The organism is Pseudomonas rhizozeae (genome assembly GCF_031583775.1).
In the GTDB taxonomy this organism is placed as follows: Bacteria; Pseudomonadota; Gammaproteobacteria; order Pseudomonadales; family Pseudomonadaceae; genus Aquipseudomonas.
Genome location: NZ_JAVLSB010000050.1, coordinates 13,785 through 29,147 on the forward strand (window position 1 = coordinate 13,785; position 15,363 = coordinate 29,147).

The 15,363-nt window shown below is 56.9% G+C and carries 16 protein-coding genes; 9 read left to right on the forward strand and 7 right to left on the reverse strand.

Features of this window, described 5'->3' with window-relative positions; translation table 11 throughout:
- The gene (locus tag RG836_RS18105) at positions 1-972 is read left to right on the forward strand and encodes an LLM class oxidoreductase (protein ID WP_310848082.1); all 972 of its coding nucleotides are present in this window, start codon (positions 1-3) and stop codon (positions 970-972) included.
- A 13-nt stretch (positions 973-985) separates the two neighbouring features.
- On the opposite strand, the gene RG836_RS18110 is transcribed toward RG836_RS18105, so the two are convergent.
- Positions 986-1,267 carry a LysR family transcriptional regulator gene (locus tag RG836_RS18110; protein ID WP_310848083.1) on the reverse strand — a complete coding sequence of 94 codons (282 nt, stop codon included), beginning with the start codon at positions 1,265-1,267 and terminating at the stop codon, positions 986-988.
- A gap of 185 nt (positions 1,268-1,452) precedes the next feature.
- Here RG836_RS18110 and RG836_RS18115 point away from each other — a divergent pair, with 185 nt between their 5' ends.
- From RG836_RS18115 to RG836_RS18145, 7 genes are all read left to right on the forward strand, one after another.
- The gene (locus RG836_RS18115) at positions 1,453-2,364 is read left to right on the forward strand and encodes a LysR family transcriptional regulator (protein WP_310848085.1); all 912 of its coding nucleotides are present in this window, start codon (positions 1,453-1,455) and stop codon (positions 2,362-2,364) included.
- A 776-nt stretch (positions 2,365-3,140) separates the two neighbouring features.
- The gene (locus RG836_RS18120) at positions 3,141-3,881 is read left to right on the forward strand and encodes an SDR family NAD(P)-dependent oxidoreductase (protein WP_310848086.1); all 741 of its coding nucleotides are present in this window, start codon (positions 3,141-3,143) and stop codon (positions 3,879-3,881) included.
- Between the two features lie 48 nt (positions 3,882-3,929).
- A complete protein-coding gene (locus RG836_RS18125; protein ID WP_310848088.1) occupies positions 3,930-4,442 on the forward strand; it encodes a hypothetical protein in 513 nt (170 codons plus the stop codon).
- A gap of 285 nt (positions 4,443-4,727) precedes the next feature.
- Positions 4,728-5,567: a LysR family transcriptional regulator gene (locus tag RG836_RS18130; protein ID WP_310848090.1), complete on the forward strand. Its 840-nt coding sequence runs from the start codon at positions 4,728-4,730 to the stop codon at positions 5,565-5,567.
- A 187-nt stretch (positions 5,568-5,754) separates the two neighbouring features.
- A complete protein-coding gene (locus RG836_RS18135) occupies positions 5,755-6,081 on the forward strand; it encodes a nuclear transport factor 2 family protein (RefSeq protein WP_310848091.1) in 327 nt (108 codons plus the stop codon).
- The gene (locus RG836_RS18140; RefSeq protein WP_310848092.1) at positions 6,078-6,863 is read left to right on the forward strand and encodes an SDR family oxidoreductase; all 786 of its coding nucleotides are present in this window, start codon (positions 6,078-6,080) and stop codon (positions 6,861-6,863) included. The genes RG836_RS18135 and RG836_RS18140 overlap by 4 nt, the downstream gene beginning before the upstream one ends.
- A 204-nt stretch (positions 6,864-7,067) precedes the next feature.
- Positions 7,068-7,673, forward strand: a complete 606-nt coding sequence (locus RG836_RS18145) for a GNAT family N-acetyltransferase (RefSeq protein ID WP_310848094.1) — start codon at positions 7,068-7,070, stop codon at positions 7,671-7,673.
- 7 nt (positions 7,674-7,680) lie between these two features.
- On the opposite strand, the gene RG836_RS18150 is transcribed toward RG836_RS18145, so the two are convergent.
- Genes RG836_RS18150 through RG836_RS18170 form a run of 5 tightly spaced genes read right to left on the reverse strand, consistent with a single transcriptional unit; the run spans position 7,681 to position 13,634 of the window.
- Positions 7,681-8,859, reverse strand: coding sequence for a DUF3089 domain-containing protein (locus tag RG836_RS18150; protein WP_310848096.1), 1,179 nt, complete (start codon positions 8,857-8,859; stop codon positions 7,681-7,683).
- A gap of 29 nt (positions 8,860-8,888) precedes the next feature.
- Positions 8,889-9,239, reverse strand: coding sequence for a hypothetical protein (locus RG836_RS18155; protein WP_310848098.1), 351 nt, complete (start codon positions 9,237-9,239; stop codon positions 8,889-8,891).
- A gap of 17 nt (positions 9,240-9,256) precedes the next feature.
- Positions 9,257-10,705, reverse strand: a complete 1,449-nt coding sequence (gene eat / locus RG836_RS18160; protein ID WP_310848101.1) for an ethanolamine permease — start codon at positions 10,703-10,705, stop codon at positions 9,257-9,259.
- Positions 10,706-10,747: 42 nt separating this feature from the next.
- Positions 10,748-12,268, reverse strand: a complete 1,521-nt coding sequence (gene exaC, locus RG836_RS18165) for an acetaldehyde dehydrogenase ExaC (RefSeq protein WP_310848103.1) — start codon at positions 12,266-12,268, stop codon at positions 10,748-10,750.
- Positions 12,269-12,323: 55 nt separating this feature from the next.
- The gene (locus RG836_RS18170) at positions 12,324-13,634 is read right to left on the reverse strand and encodes an aspartate aminotransferase family protein (protein WP_310848105.1); all 1,311 of its coding nucleotides are present in this window, start codon (positions 13,632-13,634) and stop codon (positions 12,324-12,326) included.
- 275 nt (positions 13,635-13,909) lie between these two features.
- On the opposite strand from RG836_RS18170, the gene RG836_RS18175 reads away from it, so the two are divergent.
- The gene (locus RG836_RS18175; RefSeq protein WP_310848107.1) at positions 13,910-14,920 is read left to right on the forward strand and encodes a phosphotransferase enzyme family protein; all 1,011 of its coding nucleotides are present in this window, start codon (positions 13,910-13,912) and stop codon (positions 14,918-14,920) included.
- Positions 14,921-14,944: 24 nt separating this feature from the next.
- On the opposite strand, the gene RG836_RS18180 is transcribed toward RG836_RS18175, so the two are convergent.
- Positions 14,945-15,363: aldehyde dehydrogenase family protein (locus tag RG836_RS18180; RefSeq protein WP_310848109.1), on the reverse strand; the 419-nt coding region annotated here is incomplete at its 5' end.

Sequence of the window (15,363 nt, forward strand, 5' to 3'; positions counted from 1 at the left end):
ATGCTAAGCCTTTCCACGCTGCCGTATTACGCTCAGCCGGCATTTCGCCGCACCTTTGAAGAAGGTCAATTGACACTGGGCGCGGTCTTTCCTATCGAAGCCTACTCAGGCGCATCCCCAACCATGCAGCACCAAGCAGAACGAGCACGGCAAGCAGAAGCCGCGGGATTTGCCGCGTTATGGGTTCGTGATGTGCCTTTACTGGATCCTGACTTCGGTGATGTCGGTCAGGTGTTTGACCCATTTGTTTACCTTGGTTACATCGCTGCACAAACCGAACGTATCGCGCTCGGAACAGCATCTAGCGTGGTGCCTCTTCGCAATCCCTTGCACTTGGCCAAAGCGGCCACAAGCGTCGACCAACTGAGTGGCGGTAGACTGCTACTCGGGGTTGCCACGGGCGACCGTCCGGTGGAGTTTCCGGCATTCGGCGTTAATCCCGAACACCGTGGTGAACTGTTTCGCGAATACATCGAAGTACTGAGAAAATCGCAAACCACTCGTTTTGAGGCCTTGCGATGGAGTAATGGCCTGCTGTCTGGCGGCGATATGGTCCCCAAGCCCTTCGCCAATGAAATACCTTTGTTGATTACAGGAAACAGTCGCCAATCCATTGAATGGATCGCTGCCAATGGCCATGGCTGGATCAATTACCCGCGACCGCCAGAGCATCAGCAAGCCATCATTCGCCACTGGCGGGCGGTCGTGCAGCAACAATGTGGCGAGGTTTTCAAGCCTTTTTGCTGCTCGCTCTACGTCGAACTGACCGATAACCCCGACTTCCCTCCACACGCCATTCATTTAGGTTATCGGCTGGGCCGCAACCACTTGAAAGCGCTCCTGGAATTGCTGCGCGATATTGGCGTTAATCACGTCATGCTGAATTTCAGATTCGGCCAGCGACCGGCCCAAGAAATGATCGAGGAGTTGGAGCAGTTTGTGGTGCCACATTTCAGCGCTAGAGCGAACTGAAACAACCCGTGAATCACCGATTGGCCACCAACAATAACTCGATCCGATTCATCGCGGGGATGAGCGCGGTGGCAATTTTTATGGCTTTGGCGGTAGGACGCACACCGTGCTCGGCCCGAAGAAATAAACGATCGCGGAAGTGCAATCGCAATTGAGCCAGCGAGTTACTCACCGCAGGTTGCTTGACGCCTAGACAAAGGGCCGCCCGGGACACGCTGCACTCACGATAGACCACTATGAAAGTAGTCATCAGATTGAGATTGAAATCTATGAAACACTTTTCATTAATGGCCATCAGTCACTCGCATCTGCACGCGGATGAGACTGAGGCAACTTGGGAAAAACATATATGCAACGTATTGCCCGCCCATCTGAACCTATCCGAAGTCCGAAAAAGAATGCTGTTTCGTTGAGAATAAACAGCAACCGCCTGTTGATAAACGATGCCGAAGAAGACGCTTTGTGGCGCCAGGAGAGACAATGATCAGACGGTCTGATATTTCGATGCCCGATATAGTGACATTCACCGCCGTTGCTCAAACCGGGAGCTTCACTCGTGCCGCTGAGGGCCTGGGCACAGATAAATCCAACGTCGGAAAAGCCGTGCAACGCCTGGAGAAACGCCTTGGCACCCAATTGTTCCAGCGGACCACGCGGGTAATTCGTCTCACCGAAGATGGGGAAATCTATTTAGTGGGGGCTTTGACCGCTCTGGATTATCTCAAAGAGGTGGAACATTCCCTTAAAGTTCGGCGCAGCGAGCCAATTGGACGCGTGCGACTCAATCTCCCCGCAAGTTTTGGCCGTCTGCTTTTGCCCACGTTCGCAGCCCTCGCTGGGCGCTATCCGAAACTCACCCTGGAACTGGCCATCACCGATCAGGTGTCAGACCCTGTTGCAGAAGGCTGGGATATCGTCGTGCGCATCGGCGAATTGCTGACCGACAGTGAAATGACCGTGCGAAAGTTGTGTGACACGACCTTTGGACTTTATGCATCTCCGGACTACATCGCTCGCAGGGGCGACCTTAAATCGGTGAGTGATATCGCCAACCACTCAGCGTTGATCTTCCGTGGTCGTAACGGTCGTTTGCGTCCATGGACGCTACTTGATGAAGGCCATATCAGGGAAATCTCCCCTGAGCCACAAATAATCACATCAGATACACAGGTCATCATCGACGCTATGGTTAAAGGCCTCGGCGTCGGCCAAATACTCGACCGCATGGCCCAACCGTATATCTGTGAGGGCGCGCTCGTGCATTTGCTGCCTCAGTCAAGTACAGCCGGATTACCTGTGCATGCTTTGATCCCCTCAGGACAAAAAATGTCGGCAAAAACTCGGGTAGTTTTGAATCATTTGTCAGAGAGCTTGAGATTACCCGCAACTTAACACAATCCTGAGCTCGGTTACCGGTAATAGCTGGAGAACTACAACGGCGACTGATATCAGAAATAATGATGTGTTATGCAACTATAAAATAGCGGCCCATTTAAATCACTACTATCACACCTACTGAAATTAATAAACACTAAACCCTTGCCCTGAGGCGAATGGTTTTTAATTATCACTATCGGCGAAGTCGATTATGCCGAATCCAGAAAGCCGATAAGCTATTACCAAGCGAAGCATAAAGCCATACGAATCAACCTTGTCTTTTTGTTCCGCTTACCTTTGGTTTTACTTTTGACCCGCCCGCAAGCGGGTCTTTTTTTGCCCGAAATAAACAGAACGTTATTGTGGTAAAAAACGCCACAAAGTGTTTCGACAAACATCATTTATCAACTCATCAACCAAGATCATAATCTCGACACTCATTCTGATCTCAGACCAAAAGCACGCAAGAACCATCTATTTTCAGAATGCTTTGCGCTTAAGTAGGTCAACAGACTTAGACCGGAGGTCAAATGCCATTGTTAGAGGCTCAAGCGTTTTATCTTCTAAACACTAAGAGCATAGGCTTTAGCCAGCCCATTGATATATTCGGTTGCGATACTTGGATGGTAAACCATCTGAGCGGAGCAACCCGCGCTCGCAGCAGGCCTGCGGACTATTCAATGCTTCATTCCGAAAGATTCAGCACTCCAAACCTTGTACCAACACTCGACTAAAAAGTATTTAATTGCTGACTGAGTGTTTATTTCCATCCACCAAAGGAAGTCAGAGTTATGAGTAATCTTAATGGCAAACGCGCACTGGTCACAGGCGCAAGTCGTGGTATTGGTAAAGCAATCGCCCTAGCATTAGCAGCCAAGGGGGCGGACGTTGCGATTACCTATGAACGATCTCATGAAAAAGCGGAGGCACTGGTAAAACAAATCAAAGAGAGCGGACGCAACGCTGTGTCATTTCAAGCCGATAGTTCAGACCCCGAAGCGGTCAAAAACTCCGTCAATCAAGCCGCTCAAGCTCTGGGCGGTCTGGACATACTGGTAAACAATGCTGGAATTTTCCAGTACGGTCCGCTCGATGAATTAGAACTCGACACTCTAAATTCAGTGTTAAACATCAATGTTAAGTCTGTAGTGCTGGCAAGTCAGGCTGCACTGGTTCATTTACCTAATGGTGGCCGCATTATCAATTTAGGTAGCTGCTTGGCTGAACGCGTACCGATGGCCAATCTAAGCATTTATTCAATGAGCAAAGCGGCACTCATTGCGCTGACCAAAGGCCTGGCGAGAGACGTGGGTGCCCGCGGCATTACTGTCAACATCGTACACCCCGGGCCTACAGATACAGACATGAACCCCGCCGATGGCGCCGGTGCCCAAGCGATGCGAGATGGCATCGCGCTGGGTCATTACGGCAAAGTCGAAGACGTAGCCAACATGGTGGCATTCCTTTGCGGACCAGATGCACGGCATATAACCGGTGCAGGGTTTACCGTTGACGGTGGCTTCAGCGCTTAGAGCATCCTCACGGTTTATAAATCACGTTCGATTCAAGGAGCTGGAATAATGACTATCGGCTATACCGGGGGATGGGTTGCAAAGTCTGGCTTACTGATTAATAACATGACGAACGGCAACTCTGTATCGAATAGTGTCAAAGTCAGACATATGTTGGCGCTGGTAGGAAATAATCCTAATGCTCTTAACACGGCCAAAATGGATGAGCAGAAAGTCTATAAAAACGTTAAAGGCTTCGACCCGGAAAACGTGTCATCAAAGCAGTTAGGAAATCTTAGTGCTTTCTTAAGGGGCAAGGGACTGATATCCGATATAACCTCCATGACATTAATGAAAGCCGGAGATAGATTCGATAGATTTGGTCTACAGAATGATCCAGACGCCAAATTCAATGCACTGCAATATTTCGCCATGCAATTAGATAGCATTCAAGCCAACAGCATCAAAGGCGACAAGTACGCTACTAGCCTTGTACCCGAGTACACGACGGCTATCCATGTCCTGAGGAACTTACAAACTTATGGCAAAGGCAATGGCATGACAGTAAACACTAAAATATAAAAAAACACACAAACTCCGTAGGCCTTGGCGCCCTTTGGCACCACCGATGCGTATTGGTCGGCGAATCTGCCGATCATCGAGGATCAGTTATTCGTGAAATGCTGCATCTGGGTGAAAGTGGACGCTCGAGAGCGGCGACTATCGACGCATTGCGGATGTTCAACCGCTGGATGCATGCAAAAAACACTGCAAAGCGGCCACGGCAACCGCATCAGCACATGCGCAATGTCATTAGTGTAAAGACAAGTCTAGAATCAGGATTTGTCATGTAGAAATCAGTACAGAATGCGTGGATCTGAATTTTCCGAGCTGAAGGCCTTTGTCGCGGTAGTCGAGCGGCAGAGTTTTGCACGAGCAGCAGAACACCTTGGCCTGTCTCCTTCTGCGCTCAGCCAGACCATTCGCCAGCTGGAAAGCCGCATTGGCAGTCGCCTGCTCAATCGCACCACTCGCAGTGTCGCGCCGTCGGCAAGCGGCGAGTTGCTGTATCAGCGCTTGGCTCCCCTATTTCGGGACATGGACGTGGCGGTTGCCGAAGCCAGCGAGGCCGCGGGGCAGATGAGTGGGACGCTGCGGATCAACACGCTGGGGCTCGGCGCCCGGACGATCATTGCGCCACGCCTTGCACGCTTTCATCAGGCCCACCCCGATGTTGTGCTCGACATCGTGGTGGATGATGCGCTGGCCGATATCGTGACCGGCCGCTTCGATGCAGGCATCCGCGTAGGTGGGCAGCTCGAGAAGGACATGGTCGCCATCCGCCTGACGCCGGACATGAATATGGTCGTGGTCGCGTCCCCGGACTATCTCGCGCGTCACGGGACACCCAAGTCACCTGCCGATCTGCATCAGCATGCCTGTATCAATTGGCGGCTGCAGATGGAGGGAAGGCGTTATCGATGGGAGTTCAAGAAGCGTGAGCAAAGCGTCGAAGTCGCGGTCGATGGGCCTGTCGTTACCAATCACGCGGACATCGGCATTGCCGCCGCGCTGAACGGGCTCGGGCTCGCCTATCACTTCGAGCAGGACGGCGTGGGTGAGTTGCTGGAGCAGGGGGCGGCTGGTCCAGGTCTTGGCCGATTGGTCGATTATGCGGCCTGGGCTTTTCCTGTATTACCCCGATAGACAGCATCGATCCGCCCTCCTCAGTGCGTTCATCGACTGTCTGCTGGATCGGGGACATTTCGAGCAACCCTGACCATCTGGCTGATTATGCACGCTAATCTACATAACCCATGCCAATTCTAGAGTATTAACTAAGCAAACGTCAGCGCGCACTATAGAGCTTCAGTCACCACTTGAAGCCACGAATATGAACGCCCTGACGCTTCCCGAACCCATCGCGAAATACTTCGCGTCCGAACACAATCCGCAATCGTTGGCACAGTGCTTCAAAGCAGATGCCATCCTGAAGGACGACGGTCATACCTGTGAAGGCGTCGATAGTATTACGGCCTTCCTCGCTGCGGCATCGGTCAAGTACAACGCGACGAGCGTGCCGTTCGATATCGAAGACAACGACGGCTTCCACGTCGTCCGCGCCAAGGTCACCGGCAACTTCCCCGGCAGCCCGGTCACCCTGTCCTACCGTTTCGGCCTCGATCGCGGGCTGATCAACATACTGGAGATCAACGTATGAGCTTCGACCTCGAATTGACAGGCAAGCGCGCACTGGTCACGGGTGGCACCAAGGGTTTGGGCGCCGCCCTCGTCAAGAGCTTGCAGGATGCCGGCGTGAAGGTGATGACGTCGGCTCGCTCGGCTCCGGAGAATCCGCTGCCGGGTGTGACTTACGTAACGACCGACCTGTCGACGGCCGAAGGCGTGGCCGAGCTGGTCCATGCGGTCGAGAAGCGCTGGGGCACCGTCGACATCCTGATCAACAGTCTCGGGGGCTCGAGCGCTCCGGTCGGTGGTTTCGCGGTGCTTGATGACGACGCCTGGTTCAATGAGCTCAACCTCAACCTCATGGCTGCAGTGCGCCTGGATCGCGCACTGGTGCCGCGAATGCTGGCAAAGGGCGCGGGCGTCGTACTGCATGTGAGCTCGATCCAGCGCATCCTCCCGCTCTGGGCGTCGACCACCGCTTACGCCGCGGCCAAGGGTGCGCTCTCGACCTACAGCAAGTCACTGTCGAAGGAAGTGACGCCGAAGGGTGTGCGCGTCTTGAGCGTCTCGCCGGGCTGGATCGAGACCGAGGCGTCGGTGGAGTTCGCCGAGCGCATGGCGCGCGAACACGACACAGACTACGAGGGTGGCAAAAAACTGATCATGGACTGGCTCGGCGGAATTGCAGTCGGCCGCCCGGCCAAGCCGCAGGAAGTTGCGGATTTCATCACCTTCCTGGTGTCGCCACGCGCCGCGTCATTAGCAGGCTCGGAACATGTGATCGATGGCGGAACGGTTCCGACCGTACAGTGAGTGACTTGCGGTAGTGTGATGCCTAGTCGGCGGTGAAGCGATGAGTGGACCTTTTAAGTTCAAATTATGAACTGTTGGTTCACACATTAAGATCCGTAACCCGCATAGTAAATTTCGCTTATATTTCATATGGTTCTATCCGTTTAAATCAATCGTAAACGGCCATGCCAACACCAGATCCAAGTAATACGTTGAGCGCGAGCTATGTATGAGCTTGTTTGTGCTGAGAAGAAGCATCTCCCCCTTTTGATAGAGCTCGTTTCTACAACGGGCATCTACAAGAGGGGCATCGAAGGAAATAAGCTTGGCCTGAGCTTTCAGGAATTTATGCTTCGCTTTGTGCTTACTCCGTCACTTCTAATGCATGCTTATGTATTGATAGATAGGTCATCTCAAGACGAAGCAGTGGGTTGTTTGATAGGCGGTCGCACGACCGATCTAGATCGAGATAGCTCTGACTGGACGCTTCATCTTCACGATGATGTTTATGACGGCATAGTAACGCCTTTAAGCGCCCTAAAGGCACCAGGGCAGTTTCTTATTCATTCGTTGGCCATTCGTGATGACTGGCAAGGGCGTGGTCTAGGGAGGAAGTTGTTATTGGAGGCCGTATCTATTGCCGAGCGAGCTGGCTGCGATAATGATCTATCGCTTGTCGTATGGGCTAATGATGTATGGGCAATTGCACTTTACAACTCTGCGGGCTTCGTTGTTACGGATGTGGCACGTCCAAGCCTTGTGGGTTTTCCTCCCCTTTTGCTGATGCAGAGAAATAACGACTATTTGTCCTTTGAGGAAATATCAACTTGATAAGCCGCTAATCCCTGCTTCCAGCAGGATTTCCCGCCACCCAGGCATCAACACGATCCTGTACGTTGCGCCTCAGGTTCGCGTAAAAAATCCCGTAGTCGTTCAGGTGATAACTGCCTGTGACCCAGCTCAGAACGTCACGAAATTGCGCGGCGGATGAGCCGGGGATGTCGACCTCAAGCAAGCCATTGCGGCACTCGGCGCCGGTCAGGTGGGGCGTCAGCGCCGCGAGGGGTTGAGGCCCTGTGGGGAAAGGCGCTTCAGGAAACGGCAAGCTGCCGGCGTTGGCTTCACGGGGCGCCGATCCTTGCTGTTGCCAGTTCAATGGATTCACGCAAAGCGCCAGTGCTTGGCCTTCGCGCTTGTTTGCGCCTTTCCACCAGTAGGTCTTGTCATCAATCAACAGGCGCGCACCGGACCGCCCAGTCTGACTGGTGTTATAGGAGAGCACGCAGCCGACCTGTCGGGCGTCGTTGCAAGTCGGCAGGCCCACTTCAGCGAAGTTGTCGGGAACGTAGCCGCCGATCAGGTACGCCGCCACCAGACGCTTTTGCAACGGCGTGTCGAGGATTTCCTGCTGCAGCAATTTGATCGCGTGGGCCGTGCCTTGACTGTGCGAGGCGATGACAAACGGTCGGTTGCCGTTCTGATGGGCGATAAAAAAGCGGAAGGCCTGGGCGATATCCGTGTAGGCGAGGTTCATCGCCTGATCGTTGTTGAGCCCGGCCAAGGTCGCCTGACGGTAGCGTGGCGCGAACAGCCGACAACAATCGTTGAACACGCTTACCTGCCCCAGCAATACAGCGGGATTAAGCGGCGCGGCGACGTCGAACGCATCGAACGGCGCGTTCCAGACATCGCTGCCCTTGTACGTCGTTGGATGGATAAAAAACACGTCGGCCTCAAGCTGTTTACCCTGCTTTGGCACTATTCCCGGCACGCTTGATAACTCCAACCCTGCCCGCCCAGGGATCGCCAGCCAGGCGTTGGTCAGGCGGTAATCCGGCGCGGGCGGCGTCTCAGATGGCGAGAACGGCGTCGCCGGCCCGCGCAGGTTACTGAGCACGCTGCATCCCCCGAGTAGGAGCAGCATGCCGATGGCCAGCAGTCCACGGATATGGGTCGCTATCTTCCTCGGATAGCCGATACCCGCCTCCTGCGCGTACCGCGTCAACGGATCTTTCAAGGCCACTCCTGGCTTAAGGCATACGAACCTCATCCTGATGACTTTTGGCCGTTGGCAAAAGCCTTTTCGCGCTCGAAGGCGGCAAACGCGTAGCTGCTCTGATATTGATCGCTTGCCGCATTCGCCGCGTCGAGGGCCTCGGCCAGTGGCCCCTCCTCCACCAGATCGCCGACAGCGCCGACCAGCCCATCGGCCAGAATCTGGCTGTAGATGGTCAGCAGATTTTGCGCCTCGCCACGGTACATCTCCTCGGCAACGCCGGCCGCTACCCGATTCGCGTAGGCCTTGTGGTGCAGATAATCTTCCAGGGCGTCGACTTCATGGCCGCTGAGTTTGAGAAATATCGGGGCGTTGCGGGACTTCTTGATGTCGTTGTTCATTGTTATTACCTCGATCGCTACTGGGGCGTTTCTTCAGTTTCCTGAATGGCTGCAAACTCTTCCTCGGGCGTGCCGGACACCAGGTGATGGCGGCTGTACAACGCAAAGTAGGCAATGAACAGGCCGTAGATCGCCGCCGTCCCCAGCATCACTTTCGGGTCGACCAGGAAACCGGCGACCAGGGCGACCGCCGCCAATAACAGGGCCACCGAAGAGGTGACAATGCCACCCGGTGTGCGATACGGGCGCTGCATGTCCGGACGACGGATGCGCAGGGTAATGTGCGCCGCCATCATCAGCACGTAAGACAGGGTTGCGCCGAACACCGCCACCAGGATCAGCAAGTCACCCTGCCCGGTCAGCGACAGGCCGAACCCGATGATTCCCGGCACGACCAGCGCGTAGACGGGCGCCTTGTTGCGGTTGGTCACCGACAGTTTGCGCGGCAGATAACCCGCTCGCGACAAGGCGAAGATCTGCCGTGAATAGGCGTAGATCACTGAAAAGAAACTGGCCACCAGACCGGCCAGGCCCACCAGATTGACGAACTGGCTCATCCAGGTCGAACCGCCATAGACCGCTTCCAGCGCCGCCACCAGCGGGTTGCCGGAATCCAGCAATGCCTTGGCTCCCGCCGCCCCCGGCCCGACCAGCAGAATCAGCGCGGCGAAGATCAGCAGCACCAGCATGGAACCGATCAAGCCCCGAGGCAGGTCGCGGGTGGGGTTCTTGGTTTCTTCTGCGGCCAGTGCGACACCCTCGACGGCGAGGAACAGCCACATCGCGTAGGGAATGGCGGCCCAAATGCCGACATAACCAAACGGCAGGAAGCTGCTGGCGCCCTTGGCTTCGGTCACCGGGATGTCGAACAGGTTGGCCACTTCGAAGTGCGGAATCATCGCCACAATGAACAGGCCCAGGGCAATCGCCGCCACCGTGGTAATGACAAACATCAACTTCAAGGCTTCGCCGGCGCCGAGCACATGGATACCGATGAACACAGTGTAAAACACCAGGTAAATCGGCCAGCCACCGACGCCAAACAGTGACTCGCAGTAGGCGCCGATGAAGCAGGCAATGGCGGCCGGCGCGATGGCGTATTCCAGCAGGATCGCCGCCCCGGCGAAGAACCCGCCCCAAGGCCCGAACGCGGTGCGGACAAAGCCGTAACCGCCACCGGCGGTGGGAATCATCGAAGCCAGCTCCGCCATGGAGAAGCACATGCACATATACATGGCGGCCATCAGCAAGGTGGCGAGAAACATCCCGCCCCAACCGCCCTGGGCCAAGCCAAAGTTCCAGCCGGCAAAGTCACCGGAGATGACATAGGCCACCCCAAGGCCAATCAGCAGCACCCATCCTGCGGCGCCTTGTTTCAACTGGCGATTCTGGAAGTACTGCGCGTTGACACTTTCAGACTCGACACCGCGCGCGAGGGTAACGGTGTGGTTTTTTTGAATGGACATGAGCAAGGTCCTCTTCGTGACGAGTAGTGACGTTGGCAGGCGTTAAAAAAATCCTAGCGGGTTGACGTCATAGCTGATCAGCAAATTCTTGGTCTGTTGATAATGGTCGAGCATCATCTTGTGCGTCTCGCGCCCGATGCCGGACTTCTTGTAGCCGCCGAACGCGGCGTGCGCCGGGTACAGGTGGTAGCAGTTGGTCCACACGCGACCGGCCTTGATCGCCCGGCCCATGCGGTAGGCGCGGTTGATGTCGCGGGTCCACAGCCCGGCGCCGAGGCCGAACTCGGTGTCGTTGGCGATGGCCAGGGCTTCGGCTTCGTCCTTGAAGGTGGTGACGCTGACCACCGGGCCGAAGATCTCTTCCTGGAACACGCGCATCTTGTTGTGGCCCTTGAGCAGGGTCGGCTGGATGTAATACCCGGACGCCAGATGGCCTTCGAGTTGTTCCACCTTGCCGCCCGTCAGCAACTCGGCGCCCTCGCCCTGGGCGATGTCCAGGTACGAAAGAATTTTGTCGAATTGCTGCTCGGAAGCCTGAGCGCCGACCATGGTCTCGGTATCCAGCGGGTCGCCGCGCTTGATCTGTTTGATCTTCTTCATCACCTCGAGCATGAAGGCATCGTAGATCGACGCTTGCACCAGCGCGCGGGACGGGCAGGAGCAGACCTCGCCCTGGTTGAAGAAGGCCAGCACCAAACCTTCGGCGGCTTTTTCGATAAAGGCTGGCTCGGCGTCCATGATGTCTTCGAAGAAAATGTTCGGCGACTTGCCGCCCAGTTCCACGGTCGAGGGAATGATGTTTTCGGCGGCGCACTTGAGAATGTGCGAGCCCACCGGGGTGGAGCCGGTGAACGCAATCTTGGCGATGCGCGTGCTGGTGGCCAGTGCCTCGCCGGCCTCGCGGCCAAAACCTTGCACCACGTTGAGCACGCCGGGCGGCAGCAGGTCGCCAATCAGCTCCATCAACAGCGTGATCGACAGTGGCGTCTGTTCGGCGGGCTTGAGAATCACGCAGTTGCCGGCGGCCAGGGCCGGAGCGAGTTTCCAGGCTGCCATCAACAACGGGAAGTTCCACGGGATGATCTGCCCGACCACGCCCAATGGCTCGTGGAAATGATAGGCGGCGGTGTGTTCGTCAATCTCGGCGGCGCTGCCTTCCTGCGCGCGAATGCAGCCGGCGAAGTAGCGGAAGTGGTCGGCGGCCAAGGGGATGTCGGCGTTCAGGGTTTCGCGGACGGCCTTACCGTTGTCCCAGGTTTCGGCGATGGCCAGCAGCTCGAGATTGGCCTCGATGCGGTCGGCGATTTTCAGCAGCACCCGCGCACGGTTTTGCGCCGAGGTCTTGCCCCAGGCGTCGGCGGCGGCGTGGGCGGCCTCCACAGCCAGCTCGATATCTTCGACGCTGGAACGGGGAAATTCGCCAATCACCGAGGCATCGACCGGGCTGGTGTTGACGAAGTACCGACCCTTGACCGGCGCAACGAATTGGCCACCGATGTAGTTGGCGTAACGTGGCTTGAGTGTGAGAGCCGCGTCGGGTGTTCCGGGTTTGGCGTAGATCATGGTGTTCTCCGTGACATTGTTCTTGTGATTGTCGAGCGCAATGTTGCTGCGCCGGTCAGAGCCGCTCGAGCACGCGCTCCAGGCTGGTGAGGAAGATCTCCGCGTGCTCGCGCTGGAACACCAGTGGCGGCCGGATCTTCAGCGTATTGACGTGGGGACCGGCGGCGCCGATCAGCACGTGTTCCTCGCGCAGGCCATTGACCACTTTTGCCGCAGTCGCGGCGTCGGGAGTGCCGGCCGCGGTGGTGAAATCGACGCCCAGGTACAGCCCCATGCCGCGCACATCACCGATCACCGGGTGGCGTGCGGCCAGGCTTTTCAGGCCATTGAGCATGAATTTTCCGCTTTCATGGGCATTGGCGATGAGGTTTTCCTGCTCGATCACCTCCAGGACCGCCAGCCCGACCGCGGACGAAACCGGGTTGCCGGCGAAGGTGTTGAAATAACCGGACTCGCTGGCGAAACGCGCCAGGATCTGCGGTTTGATGGTGAGCCCCGCCGTGGGGTGACCGTTGCCCATCGGCTTGCCCAGGGTGACGATGTCCGGCACCAGGTCATGGCACTGAAAGCCCCACATATGCCGCCCCGAACGGCCGAAGCCAGGCTGGACTTCGTCAGCGATATACAACGCGCCGGCCTCTCGCACCGCCTCAACGGCTTCGCGCAAGAAGCCTGGCGGCTCGAAAAACCCGCCGTCACTGGTGAAGAATGAATCCAGCAACAGGGCCGCTGGCTTGATGCCGTGACGGTGCATGTCGGCCAGCGCCGCACGCACGTCGGCGGCAAAAATCCGCCCGACTTCTTCAGGGTTGTTCGGGCTGTGAATCGGCGCTGCCACCGTGCGCGCATCAGGGTTCGCGGCGATCTGCGAAAACTGCGAGGACGACAGTTCGGCGATGCTCGCGGTCAGGCCGTGATAGGCGTATTGGGTGATGATCACACCGGTACCGCCGGTGTAGTCGCGGGCGATGCGCACCGCCAGATCGTTGGCCTCGCTGCCCGTGCAGGTGAACATCGCCTGGCTCAGTTCGCTGGGCATGGTGCCGAGCAGTTTTTCCGCAAAATCCAGCAGGTTGTCGTGCAGGTAACGGGTGTGGGTATTGAGCAGGCGCGCCTGGCGGCACAAGGCGTCGACCACATAGGGATGGCAATGGCCGACTGACGGCACATTGTTATAAACGTCCAGGTATCGCTGGCCTTCGGCGTCGTACACCCACACGCCTTCACCACGCACCAGGTGCAGCGGGTTTTGATAGAACAGTTGATAGCCAGGGCCGAGCAACCGCCGCCGCCGCTCGATCATCTCGCGGTTGCGTGGTGAAAGGGTGTGGCTGTTTTCCTGCGAAAAAGCGTTGGTCTTCAACATGGTGAACCGGGCCTCGCTAGGCATGCAGAAAGTGCGACACGCGGCGGGCGCGTATCAGGTGCTTGCTAGCGATAGTGCCGCCGGTTTGATCCCGCGACTTGACCTTGGACGATTGCTTTTCTGCTCTGCGGTCAACTTTTCGTTCGGGATGGCGTAAGTGTTGTCTGCGGTCAAATTCACTCAGCCTGAGGTCAAGCGCATCCACGCCAGTCTCTCCATTCTGATTCTGACTTTTGCTCAGAACACTTTCTTCCTAACCACTCGGGAGCTGACGTATGACCACGGCACAACAACAAGAACTCGACGTGCAGACCTTGCGCGACGTGGCTGTCCGCACGCTCGCCCGTTGCTATCCACCCCATGTGCAAGGGCAAGTCACGTTGCTGTGTCATTCAGAAAACGCCACTTACCGCATCGATACCCCCGACGGCCAACGTTATGCCTTGCGCGTGCACAAGCTGGGTTATCACCACACGAGCGAGATCGAGAACGAGCTGGTCTGGCTCAACGCGCTGCAGGCGTCCGGCATTCAAGTGCCGCGCCCCATCGCCGGCCTGGACGGGCACCCGGTGCAGCAAGCTCCGGTGGGTGGTGGGCAAAAACTGAATCTGGTGTTGTTCAACTGGGTCAGCGGCACAGAGCCCACCGCGGATGTCGACCTCAGTGCGTTCAAGCGGCTGGGCGCGATTACCGCGAAGCTGCATCAGCACAGCCGGGAATGGCAGCGGCCCGCTGATTTTCGCCGGATCATCTGGAACCACCGAACCATGGTCGGACCTCAGGGGCACTGGGGAAACTGGCGAGCGGCGGCCAACCTGGACAGCCACGCCGTGGGCCTGATCGAGGAAACCTTGCAGCGCGTGGAGCGCGAGCTCGCACGTTATGGCCAAGAGGAACAGCGTTACGGTTTGATCCATGCCGACCTGCGGCTGGCGAACCTGCTGGTCGATCAGGAGCAGACCCATGTGATCGATTTTGATGACTGTGGTTTTGGCTGGTACATGCACGACCTGGCGGCCGCGCTGAGCTTTTACGAACACCATGAGCGGCTCAATGACTGGATCGAACACTGGCTCGCCGGCTACGTCACGGTCGCCCCGCTGAGTGCCGAGGACATCGCCATGATCCCGACCTTTATCATTCAGCGGCGAATCCAGGTGCTCGCCTGGATCGGCAGCCACGCCGACACCCAGCAAGCACGCAGTGTCGGTGCGGGCTGGGTGCGGCAAAGCGTGGAGTTATGCCAACGCTATTTGAACGGCGAGTTCGCCAAGGTCGCGGTGTGAAAATCCATCACGACGTTGGGCGGCTCATACGCTCAGGCACAGGTATTTGATCTCCAGGTAATCTTCGATGCCGTACTTCGAGCCTTCACGCCCCAGGCCCGAGGCCTTGATGCCGCCGAACGGCGCGACTTCGTTGGAGATCAGCCCGGTGTTGACGCCGACCATACCGTATTCCAACGCTTCCGCCACGCGGAAAACTCGGCCCAGGTCGCGGGCGTAGAAGTACGAGGCTAGGCCGAACTCGGTGTCGTTGGACATGGCGATCACTTCGGCTTCGTCCTTGAAGCGGAACAGCGGCGCCAGCGGACCGAAGGTTTCTTCCTTGGCCACAGCGGCGTTGTTCGGCACGTTGACCAGGATGGTTGGCTCGAAGAAGTTGCCTTCCAGGGACTTGCCGCCGGACAGCACGGTCGCGCCTTTGCTCACCGCGTCGGCGATGTGTT

Coding starts and splice junctions, on each gene's coding strand:
- RG836_RS18105 (WP_310848082.1), top strand. CDS start 1: ATGCTAAGCCTTTCCACGCTGCCGTATTACGCTCAGCCGGCATTTCGC.
- RG836_RS18110 (WP_310848083.1), bottom strand. CDS start 1,267: ATGGCCATTAATGAAAAGTGTTTCATAGATTTCAATCTCAATCTGATG.
- RG836_RS18115 (WP_310848085.1), top strand. CDS start 1,453: ATGATCAGACGGTCTGATATTTCGATGCCCGATATAGTGACATTCACC.
- RG836_RS18120 (WP_310848086.1), top strand. CDS start 3,141: ATGAGTAATCTTAATGGCAAACGCGCACTGGTCACAGGCGCAAGTCGT.
- RG836_RS18125 (WP_310848088.1), top strand. CDS start 3,930: ATGACTATCGGCTATACCGGGGGATGGGTTGCAAAGTCTGGCTTACTG.
- RG836_RS18130 (WP_310848090.1), top strand. CDS start 4,728: ATGCGTGGATCTGAATTTTCCGAGCTGAAGGCCTTTGTCGCGGTAGTC.
- RG836_RS18135 (WP_310848091.1), top strand. CDS start 5,755: ATGAACGCCCTGACGCTTCCCGAACCCATCGCGAAATACTTCGCGTCC.
- RG836_RS18140 (WP_310848092.1), top strand. CDS start 6,078: ATGAGCTTCGACCTCGAATTGACAGGCAAGCGCGCACTGGTCACGGGT.
- RG836_RS18145 (WP_310848094.1), top strand. CDS start 7,068: ATGTATGAGCTTGTTTGTGCTGAGAAGAAGCATCTCCCCCTTTTGATA.
- RG836_RS18155 (WP_310848098.1), bottom strand. CDS start 9,239: ATGAACAACGACATCAAGAAGTCCCGCAACGCCCCGATATTTCTCAAA.
- eat (WP_310848101.1), bottom strand. CDS start 10,705: ATGTCCATTCAAAAAAACCACACCGTTACCCTCGCGCGCGGTGTCGAG.
- exaC (WP_310848103.1), bottom strand. CDS start 12,268: ATGATCTACGCCAAACCCGGAACACCCGACGCGGCTCTCACACTCAAG.
- RG836_RS18170 (WP_310848105.1), bottom strand. CDS start 13,634: ATGTTGAAGACCAACGCTTTTTCGCAGGAAAACAGCCACACCCTTTCA.
- RG836_RS18175 (WP_310848107.1), top strand. CDS start 13,910: ATGACCACGGCACAACAACAAGAACTCGACGTGCAGACCTTGCGCGAC.